The sequence below is a fragment of the Hyphomonas oceanitis SCH89 genome (genome assembly GCF_000685295.1).
Classification (GTDB): domain Bacteria; phylum Pseudomonadota; class Alphaproteobacteria; order Caulobacterales; family Hyphomonadaceae; genus Hyphomonas; species Hyphomonas oceanitis.
Map to the genome: position 1 here is coordinate 91884 of NZ_ARYL01000011.1, position 18396 is coordinate 110279.

Consider the following 18396-nt stretch of genomic DNA (forward strand, 5'->3'; position numbering starts at 1 on the left):
CCAACAATATCCAGAAAACAATCATCACAGGAAAGTCGCGACCTCGAACCGGCCATTGGAATCGGCCATGGCCCGCTTCATGCCGCCGGAATTGAAGAAGGCCGCCATCTCGCCATCGGCCGAAACGGCAATCATGCCGCCTTCGCCGCCGAGGCGTTTCACATCGTCCAGCGCGCCCTGCACAGCGGGCACAAGCGTGTCGCCGCCATAGCGGATGCGGGCCGAGACATCAGCGGCGGCATTGGCGCGGATGAAATATTCGCCAAGGCCTGTGCAGGAAATCGCGCAGCGCTCGTCCGCCCATGTGCCGGCACCGATCACCGGCGTGTCGCCGAGGCGGCCGGGTGTCTTGTTCATGACGCCAGCGGTGGACGTGGCAGCGGCCATGTCGCCATAGGAGTCCAGCGCGACGGCGCCGACCGTGCCGATCTCAGGCGCGCCGACCTGGCGGGTGCGCTCATCCACGGGCTCGTAATAGGCGGCGGGGTCTTTCACCGTGGCGAGGCCAGCCGCATCGGCGAGGCGGCGGGCGCTTTCGCCCACGATGAGGACATTCGGCGTCCGGTCCATGACCATGCGGGCGGCGGCGATGGGGCTGCGCACCCCCTGCAGCGCACCGACAGCGCCAGCATTGCGGGTGCGGCCGTCCATGATGGCGGCGTCGAGCTCATAGTCACCGTTCAGGTTTGGTGCGGCGCCCTTGCCGGCGAGATAAAGGCCGGAGGCCTCCATCGCGGCGACCATGGCCTCGACCACGTCCACGGCAGCTTCGCCATCGGCGAGACGTTTGCCGCCATCCTTGAGCAGGGAGGCGAGGTGTTTTTCCTGCGCAGAGTAATCCTGGCCGAAAATCGGCCCGGCACCGCCATGCAGAACGAGCGCCCATTTGGTCGTCATGTCGGACATCTCCCTTACGTCACACTTGGATTATGCCAGCCACACCGCTACCGTCTGGCAACAGAAACAACAAGGTAAGGAAGCCAGAACATGAAGGCTGTACTGTCGAAAGAAGTGGGTGGCCCCGAAAAACTCGTGATCGAGGATGTGGCAATGCCGGAAGCCGGCAAGAACCAGGTCCTGATCGAGGTGAAAGCCTGTGGCGTGAACTTTCCCGATGTGCTGATCATTCAGGACCTGTACCAGTTCAAACCCCCGCGTCCGTTCAGCCCCGGCGGCGAGATTGCCGGTGTGGTCAAGGCGGTCGGCGAGGGCGTGACCCATGTGAAACCGGGGGACCGGGTTCTGGCATCATGCGGAAATGGCGGCATGGCTGAATATGTCGTCGCCTCGGCGCACGGCACGATGGCCATTCCAGATGGCATGCCGTTCGAGGAAGCGGCCGCTTTCCTGATGACCTATGGCACCAGCTATTATGCCCTGAAGGACCGCGCCGACCCCAAAAAGGGCGAAAGCCTGCTCGTGCTGGGCGCGGCTGGCGGTGTCGGCATTGCAGCGGTCGAGCTTGGCAAGGCCATGGGCCTGACCGTGATCGCCGCCTGTTCGACGCAGGAAAAGGTGGATTTCTGCCTCTCCAAGGGCGCCGACAAGGGCATTGTCTATCCGACGGGCGATCTTGACCGCGCGCAGCAGAAACAGCTCTCCGACGATATCAAGGAAGCGGGCGGCGGCGGCGTGGATATCATCTATGACGCGGTCGGCGGCGACTATGCCGAGCCAAGCGTGCGGGCGATGAACTGGGAAGGGCGCTATCTCGTGATCGGCTTCCCGGCCGGCATCCCGAAAATCCCGCTGAACCTGACCCTGCTGAAAAGCTGCGACATTCGCGGCGTGTTCTGGGGTGCTGCGGTCGCGCGCGATCCGAAAGCCCATGCGCAGAACTGCGCCGAGATGTTCAAACTCTATGCCGACGGCAAGATCCGCCCGCACATTTCGAACAGCTATCCGCTCGAAAAATCGGCTGACGCGATCCGCGAGCTGATGGACCGCAAGGCGATGGGCAAGGTCGTTGTGACGATCTAGGCCGCACAAGTCGAGGGCCGGGCAAATGGATTGCCCGGCCCGCCACGGCTGCTGTGTAGTCCAAACTGTATATTATACGGAATATAATACCCCCTCTGGGCATAGCCCGTATATGACTGATGTGCTCAATACCCCCACGACATCCACCGCCGATGCGCGGTCTGAAGGCCGCCAGCGCACGCTGAAGGCAGGCCGTATTGAGGTGAACGGGCACGCGAGCACGTTCGATTGCATGATCCGTGACATGTCGGAGCGTGGCGCGCGCCTTGTGCTAAAGGCTGTCTGGATTGCGCCGGAAAAGTTCGACCTGCTCGTACTTAATCCAAATACCGGCAAGTCCGATCGTCATGCCTGCCTTACGGCATGGCAGAAGGGGACTGTAATCGGCGTTCGTTTTACAGACTGAGATTGTGCCCTGCTTTGGCGTACGCATAGCGTGATCCAACGGCTATTTAATGCCGTATATGTGGTATGATACAGAATCATTCCTTCGAACATCGCGTTGAACGCCGGGCGCCGCGTCAAAGGACGCTCAAAGCCGGGCGTATTGCGATCAATGAGCTGACCAGCACATTTGAAGTGCTGATCCGTGACATGTCGCAAACCGGCGCGCGACTAGTCATGTCTGACGTTTACCTGCTGCCCGAGTATTTCGATCTGATCGTCCTGAACCCGAACACGGGGCGGCGGTCGCGTACACATTGCCAGCTCGTGTGGCAAAAGGCGCTGGTCGTTGGGGTGAAATTCATACGCGATGACCTGCCGGTCAAACTCGTACCCGACCACCTCGGATAAGAAAAACCCGCCGGATCGCTCCGGCGGGTTTCTTCATTCTGGGAGGACTAATCAGGTTTAGCTGTTCTTGCCGTCGACTTCTTCGAAGTCAGCGTCGACTACGTCGTCGCTGTCAGCGGCCGAGTCAGCCGCAGCATCCGCAGTAGCTTCCGCTTCCTGCTGGTTGGCATAGATCGCTTCGCCGAGCTTCATGGCAGCGGTCATCAGGGCCTGATGTTTGGCCTGGATGTCGCCGACATTGTCGCCCTCACGGGAGGCTTTCAGCTCTTCGATGGCTTTCTCGATTTCAGCTTTGACGTCAGCCGAGACCTTGTCCGCGTGCTCGACCACCTGCTTTTCAGTCTGGTGGATCAGCGCTTCGGAATTGTTCTTGGCTTCGACCAGTTCGCGGCGGGCTTTGTCAGCGCCGGCATTGGCTTCGGCGTCGGCCATCATTTTCTTGATGTCCTCGTCCGTCAGGCCGCCATCCGCCTGGATGGTGATCTGCTGTTCCTTGCCGGTGGCCTTGTCCTTGGCGGACACGGACACGATGCCGTTGGCGTCGATGTCGAACGTGACCTCGATCTGTGGCAGGCCGCGCGGGGCAGGCGGGATGCCTTCAAGGTTGAACTGGCCAAGCTGCTTGTTGTCAGCCGCCATTTCGCGTTCGCCCTGAGCCACCTTGATGGTCACAGCGCCCTGATTGTCGTCAGCGGTCGAGAAGACCTGGCTTTTCTTGGTCGGGATCGTCGTGTTGCGGTCGATAAGACGCGTGAACACGCCGCCCAGCGTTTCGATGCCGAGCGAAAGCGGGGTCACGTCGAGCAGGACAACGTCTTTCACGTCGCCTTGCAGCACGCCGCCCTGGATCGCAGCGCCGAGCGCCACGACTTCGTCCGGGTTCACGCCCTTGTGCGGCTCGCGGTTGAAGAACTTCTTCACCGCTTCCTGCACGGCCGGCATACGCGTCATGCCGCCGACGAGAACGACTTCGTCAATGTCGGCTGCTGTCTTGCCAGCGTCTTTCAGGGCTTTCTGGCACGGGTCGATCGTGCGCTTGACGAGGTCTTCGACAAGGCTTTCGAGCTTGGCGCGTGTCAGCTTGATGTTGAGGTGTTTCGGGCCTGTGGCGTCGGCCGTGATGAAGGGAAGGTTCACTTCGTACTGGCTGGCAGACGAAAGTTCCTTTTTGGCCTTCTCGGCTTCTTCCTTGAGACGCTGGAGGGCCAGCTTGTCGGCCTTCAGGTCGATGCCCTGTTCTTTCTTGAACTCGGTTGCGAGGAAGTCGACGATGCGAAGGTCGAAGTCTTCACCACCGAGGAACGTGTCGCCATTGGTCGACAGCACTTCAAACACGCCATCACCGATTTCGAGCAGCGAGACGTCGAATGTACCACCACCAAGGTCATAGACGGCGATTGTCTTGTTCTCGCCCTTGTCGAGACCGTAGGCGAGCGCAGCAGCGGTTGGCTCGTTGATGATGCGCAGCACTTCGAGGCCGGCAATCTTGCCTGCATCTTTCGTCGCCTGGCGCTGGGCGTCGTTGAAGTAGGCCGGAACGGTGATCACGGCCTGCGTAACGGTCGAGCCAAGGTAATCCTCGGCCGTTTCCTTCATCTTGGTGAGAATGAAGGCGGAGATTTCTTGCGGGGAATAGTCCTGGTCGCGGCCTTTGACCCATGCGTCACCTGCCTTGCCCTCGACGATGCCGAAGGGGGACATGGCCTTGTCCTTCTGGGCAGTCGGGTCGTTATAGGTGCGGCCGATCAGGCGCTTGATGGCGTAATAGGTGAAGTCCGGGTTGGTGACGGCCTGGCGTTTGGCTGGCTGGCCGATCAGGCGTTCGCCGCTTTCCGTGAAGGCAACAACGGAGGGCGTTGTGCGTGCGCCTTCAGCGTTCTCGATGACTTTCGCGGTGCCACCTTCCATGACGGCGACGCAGGAGTTCGTGGTCCCAAGGTCAATACCGATAATCTTGCTCATAGTTCAGGTCTCTCTTCAGTTAGCCGCCACGGGCCGTGTTTGGGTTCGGTCTGCTCAGCAGCCCCGGAAGCCAGTGGCTCTCAAGGGTTCATATGAGGTGGCGAGGCCGGAGTTTAAAGCCGTTCGCCTGTTCAGGTGCGATATGGTGAGCCACGATCCCCGCTCAAGGGGTAAAGACGCGCTTTTACACGCGGTTTAACCTGTATCAACACCCCCGGGCAGGCCCATTTGGCGGGGATTACCGATTTGACACGCAGGGCGCGCAAACTCTGAAGGTGCGTATGGTTGCCTCACCGGTCCGGGGAACCCATGTCTTGCAGGTAAAATCAGCAGGAAAGACGCCCCCATGATCTATTCGAAACTCGGACGTACGGGACTTGTCGTCTCGCGCATTTGCCTCGGCACGATGACATTTGGCGGCGAAGGGGGGATCTGGAAGTTCATCGGCAAGCAGCAGCAGGACGAGGCCGACGCGCTGGTGCGGACCGCCTTTGACGCGGGCGTGAACTTCTTTGATACGGCGGATGTCTATTCCGCCGGCGTCTCCGAACGGATGCTGGGCCAGGCGATCCGCAACAATAACCTGCCGCGCGACGAGATCGTCGTCGCCACCAAAGTTTTTGGCCGGGTGTCCATGGTTGTGCCGGAAGACGCCTCGGACGCTGAAAAGGCCGAGGCCGAGCGCCGCGAGAACAAGGCGCGCAATATTTCAGGCCTGTCGCGCAAGCATATCATGGACAGCGTGGACGCGAGCCTTGAACGGCTCGGGCTCGACTATATCGATCTCTATCAGGTGCATGGCACCGATCCGCTGACGCCCATCGAGGAGACGGTGGAGGCGCTGGACCTGCTCGTGCGCCACAACAAGGTGCGCTATGTGGGCCTCTGCAACATGCCGGCCTGGCTGATCATGAAGGCGATTGCCTATGCCCGCGAGAAGGGCCTGCACCGGTTCGAGAGCTGCCAGATGTATTATTCCATCGCCGGGCGCGAGCTTGAGCGCGAAGTCGTGCCGCTGGCGAAGGATCAGGAGCTGGCCATCCTGCCATGGAGCCCGCTGGCTGGCGGTTTTCTCTCCGGCAAGTTCAGCCGTGATGGCGGCGGCCCCAACGATGCGCGCCGCACGGTGTTCGACTTCCCGCCCGTCGACAAGGACAAGGGCTTTGACATTATTGACGTGATGCGCCCGATGGCGGAGTCGCGCGGCGTCAGCGTGGCGCAGGTCTCCCTCGCCTGGCTGCTGCACCAGAAACACGTTACCAGTGTCATCATCGGCGCCCGCACAGCCGAGCAGCTGACCGACAACCTTGCGAGTATCGACGTGAAATTCTCTGATGAAGAACTGGCAAAGCTCGACGAGATATCGGCGCTGACGCCTGAATATCCGGGCTGGATGGTGGACCGGCAGGGCAATGACCGCCGCAGCCAGGTTTCGTAGCGCCATGCAGCTCACCATTCTCGACACCGTCAATGATCCCGGCACGCCGGGCAAAACCGGTGACGACCGGGTGGGCTTCGACGCGTCCGCTGGCACCGCGTGGGTCCTGGACGGGGCCACCGACGTGACTGATCTGAGGCCGTTCAACCGGGCTGAAAGCGGCGCCGCATGGGTGGCGCAGGCCCTGAGTGACCGGCTGATCATCGCGCCCCATGAAGGCGAGACGGTTGAGGCGTATTTCGAGCATGTCCTGACGGATGTGCGTCAGCGCGCAATCAAGGAAACGCGCCTGCCGCTCGACAGCCTGCCGGGCGAGGCGCTGCCCATCGCGTCGGGCATGTGGATGCGCCTTGAGGGCGACACGGCCACGTTCGCTTGGCTGGGTGACTGTATGGGCTTCCATCAGCGTGGCAGTGTGGTCACCGTGATCGGCTCGCCGGACAAGGCGGATGACGAGACGGATGTGGCGCGAACGCTGCTGGCGGGCACGCATGAGGCGAAGATGGCTCATTTGCAGGCGGCGCGGCGCCGATCGAATGAACAGGCCACGGGCTTCGGCCTTGATCCGCGCGCGGCGACGAACCTGCAGACGCAGGTGATGACGCTGCAGGCGGGCGACCGGATATGCCTGATGAGCGACGGGCTCTACCGGCTTGTCTCGCCCTATCAGACGCACACGCCGGAAGACTTCATGGCGCTTGTCGCGGAAGACGGTCTGGGCGCGGCGATCACGAGCCTTCGGGCATTCGAGAGCACACCGGACCGCGACATGCCGCGCCTCAAGGCGCGCGATGATTCCTGCGGGGTCTATGTAGAGATCAAGGCCTGAGACCCGGCGGGGCTGGTCTCGCCCGCCCGACACCGGCATAGTGAGCGGACTGCCCGCAAGATGGCAGGCCACAAACTTCAGGGGGAGATTCCACATGATGCGCTATCTGACATTGCCCGCTTTCGCGCTTCTCGCTGCCTGCGCCACGCCGACCGCCGAGGTCGCCGCTGTGCCGACGCTCGAAAAGCTCTGGGTCGCAGAGAATTTCGCGGCGCCCGAGAGCGTGGCTCTCGCGCCGGATGGCAATTATCTCGTGTCGAATGTCGGCATGGGGGAAGGCGGCGCCAAGGATGGCGACGGGTTCATCTCGAAAATCTCGCCCGATGGAAAGCTTATCGAGCGCTATTGGGGCGCAAAGCTCAATGGCCCCAAAGGCATCGTGGTCGCGGATGGCAAGGTCTACACAGCCGACATTGACGCGGTCATGGTGTTCGATGTCGACAAGGGCGGGCTTGGCGAGAAGATCCCCGTCGAAGGCGCGGCCTTCCTGAACGACATCACGGCATGGCAGGGCGACATCTATGTCTCCGATTCCCGTCAGGCCCGCATCTATCGCATCCGCGATGGCGTCGCGTCGGTCTGGCTGGAAGACGAGCGCCTGGCCGGCATCAATGGCGTGCTCGGGGATGGCGAGCGTATGCTTGTGTCGACCATGACAACGGGCTCGCTGCTGAGTGTGACGCCTGAGGGCGCGATCACCGAGATCGCCAGTGGCATGACAAATGGCGACGGCATCGGCATCGTGCCGGGCGGCGGCTACCTCGTCTCATCCTGGAGCGGACAGATCCACTATGTCGGCGAAGACGGCGCGGTGACCAAGCTGCTCGACACGAGCGAAGAAGGCATCCAGCAGAGCGACCTCACCGAATTCGGCGACGTGGTCATCGTCCCGAACTGGACGCCGGGAACAGTTACGGCGTGGAAAGTTGTCCGTTAGTCAGAGGGTGTTTTCGACGAAACACGATCAAGCGCGCAACGACTGCGCCGGCAAGTGCTGCGGGCAATCCGAAAACAATCGCAATACCTAAAAACAAGATTAGAAGGCCGGGCGCGGTGCTGAATGCCAACGGGCTCGCAAGGACAATAAAAAATACGCTCACCAGCAGCCACATCTTGAGCGATAGCAAAATCAAGTACTTGGACGAATAAGCGCTCCGCCCACGGGCGAGTTCGGTTCCCAGTAAGGCTGCGATAGCACTCGGAAATGAGACGAACCAAAATACGGTCCACGGCGAGACTTCCCCGTCGATCATGAAGAAGACGACCCATATGAGTATTGTCGGGTTCAACGGCCCTGCCATGAGCCAGGCAAGCCATATTCTGGGATAGGCTGGCGCGGCAATTCGCAAAGTGTCCGATTGTGATGGTCCGGAAACTGAGCGGCTCCTTGCCGTTGCCGCCTCGCGATTCAACAACGGCCTCGGTATCTCGCGAACGGGCTGCTCCACAGCTTGCGGTGTCTCGTCGTCATTGGACATACTTCAGGTTTACGCTCCGGTTGAGAGCGAGCCTATATGTCACAACGTCACGTTGATAGTTTAGTTCGCCCCACCAGCGCTGACGGCCACCATAGCGGCCCGGAGCGTGCGTTCGCCGATTTTCCAGCCGGGCTGGAAGACTGAGGCGATCGTGCCGGAAGGCTGGTCTGACGGGATTTGCGCGACGGCCTGGTGCAGGTTCGGGTCGAACACGGCGCCGGGGGCGGCGTCGATCGGCTTGACGCCATGACGGCCGAGCGCGGTTTCCAGTTCCTTCGCCGTCATCTCGATGCCGCTGAGCAGGTTATTGCCGGCGTCGGAAAGGTTGGCGCGGTCTTCATCGGGCAGGGCGGCGAGGGCGCGGGCGAGATTGTCCGACACGCTGAGCAGGTCGCCGGCAAAGCGTTCGATGGCATAGACGCGGGCTTCGGAAATCTGGCGTTCGGCGCGCTTGCGCGTATTGTCGAGGTCGGCGAGCGTGCGCAGCAGCTGTTCGCGCAGTTCGTCCTTCTCGATTTTCAGGCGCATGGCTTCCTGTTCCGGCGAAATCTCTGCGTCGGCTTCGGCTTCCATTGTTTCAGCGGCCTGCGCTCGTGCATTTTTCAGCATGGCATCAGCGGCCGCCTTGAGGTCAGCCTTCGAGGCGTTTGGATCGATGTCGGCGCTTTCGCCGTTCTTGGTCTCGTCGCTCATCACTTCCCATCCTTCGTGCGCCGGGCGGCGAGGATTTCGCCGATCACCTTCGCGGTATAATCCACCATCGGTATCACGCGGGCATAGTTCAGCCTTGTGGGGCCGATGACGCCCAGCGCGCCGATGACATGTTTTGCGCCTCCCATATAGGGGGCAACGATGACACTTGAACCCGAAAGCGGAAAAAGCTGGTTCTCTGCGCCAATAAACAGGCGAACCCCATCGGCTTCGCGTGTCGTATCGAGGATATCGAGCAGGGACTGCTGCCGTTCAAGCTCGTTGAACAGCTGGCGCACACGGTCAAGGTCGCCGGCGGCCTTGGCATCTTCCAGCAGGTTGGCGCGCCCGCGTATGATCAGCGACCGGCCCCGGCCCGGCGAGTCCCCGCTCCATTGGGCGAGCCCTTCCTCCACGAGCGATGACGCGGCCGCATCAAGTGCAGCCCTGTGCGAGCGGATTTCTTCGCGTACATCCACGGCCGCCTCGGCCAGTGTGCGGCCCTTGAGGCGCGTGGAGAGATAGTTTCCCGCCTCGATCAGCGTCGTGGCGGGCAGGCCTTCAGGCACGCGCACAAGGCGGTTTTCAACATCGCCGTCTTCTGTCACCAGCACGCAGAGCGCATCGCGGCCCGCCAGTGGCACGAATTCGACATGGCGCACAGGCGTATCGCGGGTGGGGGAGGCAACGAGGCCCGCCCCGCCGGTCAGGCCCGAGAGAATACCCGAGGCCTCGCCCAACACGGCTTCAAGGTCGCTGCCTGCACTGCGCAACCGGTCCTCGATCTCGCGCTTGTCGCTGCCGGAAGGCTCGCCGATCTCGAGGAAGCCGTCGACGAAGAGGCGCAGGCCCCGGTGCGTCGGCGCGCGCCCGGCAGAAATATGCGGCGCGTCGAGCAGGCCAAGGTCCGTCAGGTCGGCCATGACATTGCGGATCGAGGCCGGGGAGAGCGCAATGCCGCCCTTGGAGAGCGTGCGCGAGCCCACCGGCTCACCCGTCGACAGGTAGCCCTCGACAATCTCCTTGAAGATGTCGCGCGAGCGCTGGTCAAGGCGCTGCATCAGGGATTGGCTTTCGGGGGTCAGGACCATGTCTATTGATTAGGGGGCCGGGGGCCCCTGTACAATAGGGGGTCAGACAGTGAGGCTCGTCTTGTCCTGCGGACGAAACAGGCCGGATGCCTTAGAAAAGGCCCTCGATCAGTCCCTGATCGTTCAGGTGGATGCTCTCGGCGGCCGGGTGGCGCGGCAGGCCCGGCATGGTCATGATGTCCCCGCAAATGGCGACAATGAAGCCGGCCCCTGCCGAAAGCCGCACTTCACGCAGGCGCACCGTATGGCCTTCCGGCGCGCCGACCCGCGAAGGGTCTGTCGAGAAGCTGTACTGCGTCTTGGCGATGCAGACCGGCAGGTGGCCGAACCCGTCGGCCTCCCAGCGCGCGAGCTGGTCGCGCACGGCGCGGGGCGCCTCGACATGATCGGCCCGGTAGATGCGCCGGGCAACGGTCTCGATCTTGTCGAAGAGGGGCATGTCGTCCGGGTAGAGCGTCTGGAAATTGGCGGGTTTCTCGGCCAGCGTTGCCGTCACGATGCGCGCGAGCGCTTCGGCGCCCCGGCCGCCTTCAGCCCAGTGCGTGCACAGCGCGACCGGCACGCCCACTTCGGCGCAATAAGCCTCCACGGCGGCAATCTCGCCCTCGGTATCGCTGGTAAATCGGTTGATCGCCACCACGACCGGCAGGCCGTATTGCTGCAGGTTCTCGATATGGCGCCCGAGATTGCTGAGCCCGTCATTCAGCGCCTCATAGCTGGCGCTTGCCAGCTCGCTCTTGGCGAGGCCGCCATGCATTTTCAGCGCCTTAACGGTGGCCACCAGCACGGCGGCATCCGGTTTCAGGCCCGCCTGGCGACACTTGATGTCGAAGAATTTCTCCGCGCCGAGGTCTGCGCCAAAGCCCGCCTCGGTCACCACATAATCCGCCATCTTCAGCGCCGATTGCGTCGCGATCACCGAGTTGCAGCCATGGGCAATATTGGCGAACGGGCCACCATGGATCAGGCAGGGATTGTTCTCCAGCGTCTGCACCAGATTTGGCAGGATCGCGTCCTTCAGCAGCGCCATCAGCGCGCCGGTTGCCTTGATGTCGGCGCAGGTGACGGCCGTGCGGTCGCGGCGATAGCCGACGATGATGCGGTCAAGGCGTCGTTCAAGGTCAGCGGCATCGGTCGCGAGGCAGAGGATGGCCATGATCTCGGAGGCAACCGTAATGTCGAAGCCGCTCTCCATCGTCGCGCCATTGGCCGGGCCGCCAAGGCCGGTGACCACGCTGCGCAGGTTGCGGTCATTCATGTCCAGCACGCGGCGCCAGGTCACGCGGCTGGCTTCAAGGCCGCTGGCGGCGCCCCAGTGGATGTGATTGTCCACCATCGCAGCGAGCAAATTGTGCGCCGAGGTGATGGCGTGGAAATCGCCGGTGAAGTGGAGGTTGATGTCTTCCATCGGCACGACCTGCGCATGGCCGCCACCCGCTGCGCCGCCCTTCATGCCGAAGCAGGGGCCGAGCGAGGGCTCACGCAGGCAGAGCAGGGTATTTGCGCCAATCCCGTTCATCGCATCGGCGAGGCCCACGCTGGTCGTCGTCTTGCCTTCACCGGCGGGCGTCGGATTGATCGCGGTGACGAGAATCAGCTTGCCGTCAGGCTGGGCGCCGAGGTTGGAGAGATAATGCGCGGCGATCTTTGCCTTGTCATGGCCATAGGGGATCAGGTCTTCCGGCGGGATGCCGAGCCGGGCGCCGATTTCGGTTACAGGCTTCTTCGTCGCCGCCCGGGCGATCTCGATATCACTGGCCATGTGGCCCCCTCTTGTCATCTCTGGTGCCGCTCCGGTGTAGACAGGCGCGGTAAAACCCGCAATCAGGCGGCACAGAAAAGAGGACCTCGCCATGACAGACCTTATCCGCCCTTCGGGCCGCGCCTTCGATCAGTTGCGCGAGATAACTCTCGAGACCAACGTGACAAGGTATGCCGAAGGATCGTGCCTCGCGAAGTTCGGCAACACGCATGTCCTCTGCACCGCAAGCTGGGAAAAGGGCGTTCCGGGCTGGATGAAAGGCAAGGGCGCTGGCTGGGTAACGGCTGAATACGGCATGCTGCCGCGCGCCACGCACACGCGCGGTCGCCGCGAAGCCGCTGCCGGCAAGCAGTCCGGCCGCACGCAGGAAATCCAGCGTCTGATCGGCCGCTCCCTGCGCTCCGTCGTTGATCTTGCCGCGCTCGGCGAAAACCAGGTCACGATCGACTGCGACGTGCTGCAGGCCGATGGCGGCACGCGCACAGCCTCCATCACGGGCGGCTTCGTCGCCCTTGCGCTCGCCTGCCGCTACCTGAAGTCTGAAGGCGTCATCAAGATGGATCCGATCCTGAAACAGGCCGCAGCAATCTCCGTCGGCGTCTACCAGAACCATCCGGTGCTCGACGTCGATTACCCGGAAGACAGCCAGGGCGAAGCCGACATGAACGTCGTCATGAGCTCCGATGGCGGCTTTATCGAAGTGCAGGGTACAGGCGAGGAACGCCCGCTGACGCGCAAGGAGCTGGATGAAATGCTCCGCCTCGCTGAAATGGGCTGCAACAATCTCTTCGAAGCGCAGAAGGCCGCGCTGGCCTAGTTGCGCGTCGGCAGGTTCTGCAGGCCAAACATGGCCAGCTGCAGGCTCTTGGCGATGCGCTGCGCCCGTTCCATGAAATAGGGCACGGCTTCGGGGCTGGGCGCAGTGTCTTCCAGTACCTGCTGGAACAGGCCAAGCCATGTCTGGAAATGGGTTGCGTCCACGCCGGTCAGCTTCGTGTGCGCGGGCACCGGCTTGCCGGTATAGCGCCCGGCATTCATGGCAACCGAGGCCCAGAAGTCTTTCATGCGGGCGAGGTGCGGCGCCCAATTGTCGCCAATCTCCTTCTCGAAGATCGGGCCCAGATCCGCGTCAGCCCGCACGCGGGCATAGAAGGTCTCAACGAGCTCTGAGATATAGGCGTCATCTATGCCCATGCGATCGGCATTGCTCTGGATCTCGCGGCGGCGTTCTTCGGCGGTTCGCAAGAGATGGTTCATGCTGTCTCTCCCAAGGCGCGTGCCAGCCTATAGCCGGGATGAACCACCATTAGAATAAGGGGGATGCCCTATATGCCTCCAAACGCATAGGCATCCATCGTCAGCGCGCCATAGGTCGTGCTGTGGTGGATGCGGCGCGCGGTGCTGCCCCCAGCGCCCATGGCCACGAAGAGCGGCAGGATATGGTCCATGGTCGGATGGTTGTCGTAGCCATGCGGCGCCTGTTCAACAGCATGCAATACGCTGTCCTTGTCGCCGGTTTCGAGATGCGTATCCATCCAGTCGGCAAAGTCTGTCACCCAGGCTGGCGGCGGACTATCGATCTGGAAGCCCCCTGAAAAGACGGCGCGCAGATTATGTGTCAGGCTGCCCGATCCGATAATCAGCACGCCGCGCTCGCGCAGCGGTGCGAGCGCCTCGCCCAGCCTGAAATGCCAGTCGGGTGTCTCCGCCATGTTGATCGACAACTGGATCACCGGGATATCCGCGTCCGGATACATCAGCCGCAATGGCACCCATGCGCCATGGTCCAGCCCCCGCGCCGGGTCACCGCCAGCCTCAAAGCCAGCCGCTTGCAGCAAGGAGGCAATTTCTGCCGCAAGCACCGGATCGCCCGGTGCCGGATAGGTCATGCGGTAAAGCTCGTCCGGGAAGCCGCCGAAATCATGGATCGTCTCGGGCCGTTCGCCGGAGGTCAGCGTGGGGCGCCGTGCGTCGTAATGGGCCGAGATCACCAGAATGGCGCGCGGTCGCTCATAGGCATTGCCAAGGCCAGCAAGAAAGTCCCGCGCGGGACTTGGGTCCAGGCCGATGCTCGGGGCGCCGTGGGATATGAAAAGGGCGGGGAAGGGGGACATGGCGGGCATCCGATTATTATCTTGATCGGATATGGCCTTGCGTCCGAAGCCATACAATCAGCCCCTGCCGAATAGGACTTATTCCGCCGTCGGCTTGCCGCGTTCCCAGGTCACTTCGCGGCCATAAAGCGGCACGGTCGACAGGCTCATCTTGGCCGAGCCATTTGTGATCTTCCGGCTGAAGGACACATACATCAGGCTGTCGCTGTCGACATCATAGATGCGGCGCACGGCGAGCTGCTTGAAGATCAGGCTCTGGTTCTGGTCGAACACTTCCTCGCCTGACTTGTCGAGATCGATATTGTGGACCGTGACAGGGCCGGTCTGCAGGCAGGATATGGAAGAGTTGGACGGGTTCTCGAACCAGTTGCCCTTGCCGACGCGATCCCAGAAGCCGCGGTCGAAATAGGAGAGGTGGCAGATGACGCCGTCGATCTTCGGATCGGTCAGTGACTTGATCTTGATCTCGTTGCCGACCCAGTCATTCTTGAACTCGCCGACTTCATTGTCCTTGCCGCCACAAGCAGCGAGCAGGCAGAGAGCGGCGATAGCGATGGATGCAGTTTTCATGTGGCCTCTACGTGGGGCGGGGCCGCTTGTTCCGTCAAAGGATCGCCCGCCTATTCAGCGGCGACCTGTTTTCGGTCTTCCTCGCCTTCTTCGTCGAACACGAGCAGGTCGCCCGGCTGGCAGTCGAGTTCACGGCAAAGGGCTTCCAGTGTCGAGAAACGTACGGCCTTGGCCTTGCCGGTTTTCAGGATGGACAGGTTGGCGAGCGTCACGCCGACACGTTCCGACAGCTCGGTCAGGGACATGCGACGGTCCAGCAACACACGGTCGAGGGTTACACGAATAGACATCTTCGACCCTCCTATATGGTCATTTTTTCTTCGTCGCGAAGGCGTGTGCCTTCACGGAAGACCTGGGACAGGATGAAGAGGGCCGCAACCGAGGCCCAGGCGATCAGGTCGAGATTCAGGCCGACTGTCGTATTGTCGAAATTCATGAGTATCACCAACGCAACGGCGATGCGTAGAAATTGTGTGATGGCAATCGTTGCGGCCACGCGGGTGAGGCGGGAGGCGTTCTGCGGCACGAAAGGGTCGCCCTCTGCCAGCGTCGCCAGAATGCGGCGCAGCTGAATGCAGACATAGATAATGGCGGGAATGGCAACCAGACCGCCGACCAGACCGGCAATCAGGGCCGGCAGGCTTTCAGTGCCGTCGGTGACGGATATGTTCAGCGTATCAAGCGATCCGCCATTCTGATGCGCAATGATGGCCGCACCCACACTGGCGAGGAAGATCAGGCCAATAATCGCCGTCATCCACATAACGATGGTTACGAGTACCGTCATGATGGCGGCCATCGAGTTTCTTGCCTGTTTGCTCATGCCAGTCTCTTCACCGCTCTTCACTCATGGTCTATGCCTCGATCACGCTTATCGCAAAACCGCACACCTTTACCGTTTAACGATATAGGTATTTGCAGGTAAAGCAACAATTGAACCATTTCATATACAGGTGAAAAAATTATACCTCGTACCCTCACGCCCGGCCGTCTCGTCGCTGCAACCCATAACAAGGGGAAAGTGGCAGAACTGAAAGACCTTTTCGAACCTCTTGGATTTACAGTGGTTTCTGCACTCGAACTGGATCTGGCGGAACCCGAGGAGACCGAATCCACCTTCGCCGGCAACGCTTTGCTCAAGGCGCGCGCAGCCATGCTCGCGACCGGTTCACCCGCCCTGTCTGACGATTCCGGCCTCGCCGTGACGGCTTTGGGCGGCGCGCCGGGTATTTATTCCGCACGCTGGGCTGGCGAACCGCGCGATTTTCACCGCGCGATGAAGAAGGTGGAGGCGGAACTGAAAGAGATCGGCGCCACTGACCGCTCCGCTAAATTCGTCTGCGCCCTGGGCGTGGTCTGGCCGGACGGGCATGAGGAAGTCTACGAGGGCGAAGTGCATGGCCAGCTCGTCTGGCCGCCGCGCGGCGAGCGCGGTTTTGGCTATGATCCTGTTTTCATTGCTGATGGTGAGACACTGACCTTTGGCGAGATGGACCCGGCCCGCAAGCATGACATGAGCCATCGCGCCGTTGCCGTGGCCAAGCTCAAGGCGGCATTACTGTAATGGCCGGCACCGTTGCTCCGTTCGGTCCACATTATGGATTCGGGCTCTACGTCCATTGGCCATACTGTTCGAAGATCTGCCCTTACTGCGACTTCAATGTGTATGCAGCCAAGTCGCGCGACAATGGCCCGTTGCTCAAGGCCATCAATGACGACATCCGCATCCACCGCCCGCGCATGCCGGAGCATGGCGCGCTGGATACTGTGTATTTCGGGGGCGGCACGCCCTCACTGCTGACGCCGTCCGAGATTGAAACAATCCTCGCCACGGCGGATTCCACATTTGGCGTGAAGCTCGACGCCGAGATCACACTGGAGGCCAACCCGAACGACATAATGCGCGCCGACCTGCGCGGCCTGAAAGCTGCCGGTGTCAACCGCCTCTCCATCGGCGTCCAGTCCCTGCGCGACAATGCGCTGGCCTTCCTCGGCCGCGACCATGATGCCGCCTCCGCCCGCGCCGCCGTCGACCGGGCGCTGAAGGTCTTCCGCAATGTCTCGGTTGATTTCATCTATGCCCGCCCCAGCCAGTCGCTGGATGAGTGGGGGGAGGAGCTGTCGGATGCGCTGGCCCTCGGTGCGCCGCACCTGTCGCTCTATGAACTCACCATCGAACAGCGCACAGCCTTCGGCAAATCGGTCGAGCGCGGCGAGCTGGTCCCGATGGGCCCGGACGCGCAGGCAGACCTTTACGACCTGACCCAGACCATCACGACCAGCGCAGGCCTTGAGGCCTATGAAGTTTCCAACCATGCCTCGGCCCCGAAATACCGGTCGCGTCACAACATGATCTACTGGAATGGCGGCGACTGGATCGGCGTTGGCCCCGGCGCGCATGGCCGCGTCACGGTTGGCGGAAAGCGCTATGCCAGTGAGGCGCAGCGCCAGCCCAATGCCTATATTGCCAATGTCCAGGCGCTCGGCTCCGGCTGGAGCGAGGCGGGCGCGCTGCCGCCGCTGGATATTGCCCGTGAACTGATGGCCATGGGCCTGCGTCCGGCTGGCGGCATCAATCTCGACCGTATCGAGATGCTGTCAAACGAGACCGTCCCGCGCGAGAAGATCGACGTCTTTGTCGAGCAGGGCTGGGCCCGTTACGATGGCGCGATCCTGTCGCTCACGCCCTCTGGCTGGCTGCTGGCCGATGCCATCACGGCGCAGCTCGCGCCCTAAGACATCAGAGCGCTCATCCTGAGCGAAGTCGAAGGACGCGCGCGGGCGCCCGGAACCCGTCCTTCGACTTAGCTCAGGATGAGTTCCTCAAAGTCTCACCATTTCAAGCTCGCGGATGCGCCGCCGCGTGCACTTCGCGCAACCGGCTCGCGTCCACGCCCGTATACACTTGCGTCGTCGACAGCGAGGCATGCCCCAGCAGTGTCTGGATTGCCCGCAGGTCCGCCCCGGCGGCCAGCAGGTGTGTCGCGAACGCATGACGCAGGGCATGCGGCGTCGCCGTGTCCGGCAGGCCCAGCACGCCGCGCAGTTTCTGCACCAGGCCCTGTATCAGGCGCGGGTTCAGCGCCCCGCCCTTGGCGCCCCGGAAGAGCGGGCCTCCCTTGGTCAGCGCATAGGGGCACACCGCTGCATAGGCATCTACCGCCTCGCGCACAGCCGGTATCAGCGGCACGATGCGCACCTTGCCGCCCTTGCCGCTGATGCGCAGGCGCTCCGGCGCCGGAAGATCCGCCCCCGTCAGGTTCAGCGCCTCGGAAATCCGCAGGCCCCCGCCATAGAGCAGGCTCAGCACGGCGGCGTCGCGCGCGCCGATCCATGTGGCGGAGTCCGGGTCCGTCTCGGCCTCGAAGATCATGTCCTTGGCCGCCTCGATGGAGACAGGGCGGGGCAGGCGGGCCTTGCGCTTCGGCCCCTGCAAATAGGCAATCTCGGCATTCTCGATATCGTGCGCCCGGCCCAGCCAGCGATACAGCGCCTTGATCGACGACATCAGCCGCGCAATCGAGGCGTCCGACAGGCCGTCGCGCCGCCGCTGCGCCAGGTGCGCCCGAATATCCCGCGCCTTCAGCCGGCCTAACGCTTTGGGCGTCGGCTCCTCGCCAAGGTGCACGCGCAGGAAATTGAAGAAGTCCGCCAGATCGCTGCCATAGGCCTCAACCGTATTCTCCG

21 protein-coding genes are annotated in these 18396 nt (G+C 62.2%); 9 read left to right on the forward strand and 12 right to left on the reverse strand.

What is annotated here, in order from left to right:
* Positions 1–24 precede the first annotated feature (24 nt).
* Positions 25–897: an isoaspartyl peptidase/L-asparaginase family protein gene (locus HOC_RS08960; RefSeq protein WP_035537690.1), complete on the reverse strand. Its 873-nt coding sequence runs from the start codon at positions 895–897 to the stop codon at positions 25–27.
* 90 nt (positions 898–987) lie between these two features.
* On the opposite strand from HOC_RS08960, the gene HOC_RS08965 reads away from it, so the two are divergent.
* The 3 genes from HOC_RS08965 (at position 988) to HOC_RS21165 (ending at position 2775) form a co-directional block, all read left to right on the forward strand.
* On the forward strand, positions 988–1980 hold the full coding sequence (locus HOC_RS08965) for an NADPH:quinone oxidoreductase family protein (RefSeq protein WP_035537692.1): 993 nt from the start codon (positions 988–990) through the stop codon (positions 1978–1980).
* A 112-nt stretch (positions 1981–2092) separates the two neighbouring features.
* Entirely contained in the window at positions 2093–2386 is a 294-nt protein-coding gene (locus HOC_RS08970) for a PilZ domain-containing protein (protein WP_051624675.1), read from the forward strand.
* Positions 2387–2451: 65 nt separating this feature from the next.
* Positions 2452–2775 (forward strand): PilZ domain-containing protein, encoded by a 324-nt coding sequence (locus HOC_RS21165; protein WP_051624676.1) that lies wholly within the window; start codon positions 2452–2454, stop codon positions 2773–2775.
* A 57-nt stretch (positions 2776–2832) separates the two neighbouring features.
* Here HOC_RS21165 and dnaK read toward each other — a convergent pair whose 3' ends face one another.
* Positions 2833–4737: a molecular chaperone DnaK gene (gene dnaK / locus HOC_RS08980; protein ID WP_035537695.1), complete on the reverse strand. Its 1905-nt coding sequence runs from the start codon at positions 4735–4737 to the stop codon at positions 2833–2835.
* A gap of 346 nt (positions 4738–5083) precedes the next feature.
* Between dnaK and HOC_RS08985 the strand changes: the two genes are divergently transcribed.
* The 3 genes from HOC_RS08985 (at position 5084) to HOC_RS21170 (ending at position 7941) form a co-directional block, all read left to right on the forward strand.
* Positions 5084–6175 (forward strand): aldo/keto reductase, encoded by a 1092-nt coding sequence (locus HOC_RS08985; protein ID WP_035537698.1) that lies wholly within the window; start codon positions 5084–5086, stop codon positions 6173–6175.
* Entirely contained in the window at positions 6150–7004 is an 855-nt protein-coding gene (locus HOC_RS08990; protein WP_084146229.1) for a protein phosphatase 2C domain-containing protein, read from the forward strand. The genes HOC_RS08985 and HOC_RS08990 overlap by 26 nt, the downstream gene beginning before the upstream one ends.
* 94 nt (positions 7005–7098) lie before the next feature.
* A complete protein-coding gene (locus HOC_RS21170) occupies positions 7099–7941 on the forward strand; it encodes an NHL repeat-containing protein (protein ID WP_051624677.1) in 843 nt (280 codons plus the stop codon).
* Here the strand turns inward: HOC_RS21170 and HOC_RS09000 are convergent.
* The 4 genes from HOC_RS09000 to HOC_RS09015 form a co-directional block, all read right to left on the reverse strand.
* Entirely contained in the window at positions 7916–8482 is a 567-nt protein-coding gene (locus HOC_RS09000; protein ID WP_035537703.1) for a hypothetical protein, read from the reverse strand. The genes HOC_RS21170 and HOC_RS09000 overlap by 26 nt on opposite strands.
* Positions 8483–8542: 60 nt before the next feature.
* Positions 8543–9175 (reverse strand): nucleotide exchange factor GrpE, encoded by a 633-nt coding sequence (locus HOC_RS09005; RefSeq protein WP_035537704.1) that lies wholly within the window; start codon positions 9173–9175, stop codon positions 8543–8545.
* The gene (gene hrcA, locus HOC_RS09010) at positions 9175–10263 is read right to left on the reverse strand and encodes a heat-inducible transcriptional repressor HrcA (RefSeq protein WP_051624678.1); all 1089 of its coding nucleotides are present in this window, start codon (positions 10261–10263) and stop codon (positions 9175–9177) included. The genes HOC_RS09005 and hrcA overlap by 1 nt, the downstream gene beginning before the upstream one ends.
* Positions 10264–10354: 91 nt before the next feature.
* Positions 10355–12025, reverse strand: coding sequence for a formate--tetrahydrofolate ligase (locus tag HOC_RS09015; RefSeq protein ID WP_035537706.1), 1671 nt, complete (start codon positions 12023–12025; stop codon positions 10355–10357).
* A gap of 91 nt (positions 12026–12116) precedes the next feature.
* Here HOC_RS09015 and rph point away from each other — a divergent pair, with 91 nt between their 5' ends.
* Positions 12117–12842, forward strand: coding sequence for a ribonuclease PH (rph, locus tag HOC_RS09020; protein WP_035537707.1), 726 nt, complete (start codon positions 12117–12119; stop codon positions 12840–12842).
* Here rph and HOC_RS09025 read toward each other — a convergent pair.
* From HOC_RS09025 to HOC_RS09045, 5 genes are all read right to left on the reverse strand, one after another.
* Positions 12839–13282, reverse strand: a complete 444-nt coding sequence (locus tag HOC_RS09025) for a group III truncated hemoglobin (protein ID WP_035537709.1) — start codon at positions 13280–13282, stop codon at positions 12839–12841. The two genes, rph and HOC_RS09025, sit on opposite strands and share 4 nt — an antisense overlap.
* A 68-nt stretch (positions 13283–13350) precedes the next feature.
* A complete protein-coding gene (locus HOC_RS09030; RefSeq protein ID WP_035537762.1) occupies positions 13351–14139 on the reverse strand; it encodes a DODA-type extradiol aromatic ring-opening family dioxygenase in 789 nt (262 codons plus the stop codon).
* A gap of 78 nt (positions 14140–14217) precedes the next feature.
* A complete protein-coding gene (locus HOC_RS09035) occupies positions 14218–14709 on the reverse strand; it encodes a CreA family protein (protein WP_035537712.1) in 492 nt (163 codons plus the stop codon).
* A gap of 50 nt (positions 14710–14759) precedes the next feature.
* Positions 14760–14999: a helix-turn-helix domain-containing protein gene (locus HOC_RS09040; RefSeq protein WP_035537713.1), complete on the reverse strand. Its 240-nt coding sequence runs from the start codon at positions 14997–14999 to the stop codon at positions 14760–14762.
* Between the two features lie 11 nt (positions 15000–15010).
* Positions 15011–15532: a DUF2975 domain-containing protein gene (locus HOC_RS09045; protein WP_241766955.1), complete on the reverse strand. Its 522-nt coding sequence runs from the start codon at positions 15530–15532 to the stop codon at positions 15011–15013.
* A 138-nt stretch (positions 15533–15670) separates the two neighbouring features.
* Between HOC_RS09045 and rdgB the strand changes: the two genes are divergently transcribed.
* A complete protein-coding gene (gene rdgB, locus HOC_RS09050) occupies positions 15671–16273 on the forward strand; it encodes an RdgB/HAM1 family non-canonical purine NTP pyrophosphatase (protein ID WP_156950436.1) in 603 nt (200 codons plus the stop codon).
* Entirely contained in the window at positions 16273–17445 is a 1173-nt protein-coding gene (gene hemW / locus HOC_RS09055; protein ID WP_035537716.1) for a radical SAM family heme chaperone HemW, read from the forward strand. The genes rdgB and hemW overlap by 1 nt, the downstream gene beginning before the upstream one ends.
* 103 nt (positions 17446–17548) lie before the next feature.
* Here hemW and HOC_RS09060 read toward each other — a convergent pair.
* Positions 17549–18396, reverse strand: an 848-nt coding sequence (locus HOC_RS09060) for a tyrosine recombinase XerC (protein ID WP_035537717.1), incomplete at its 5' end; no start/stop codon positions are given.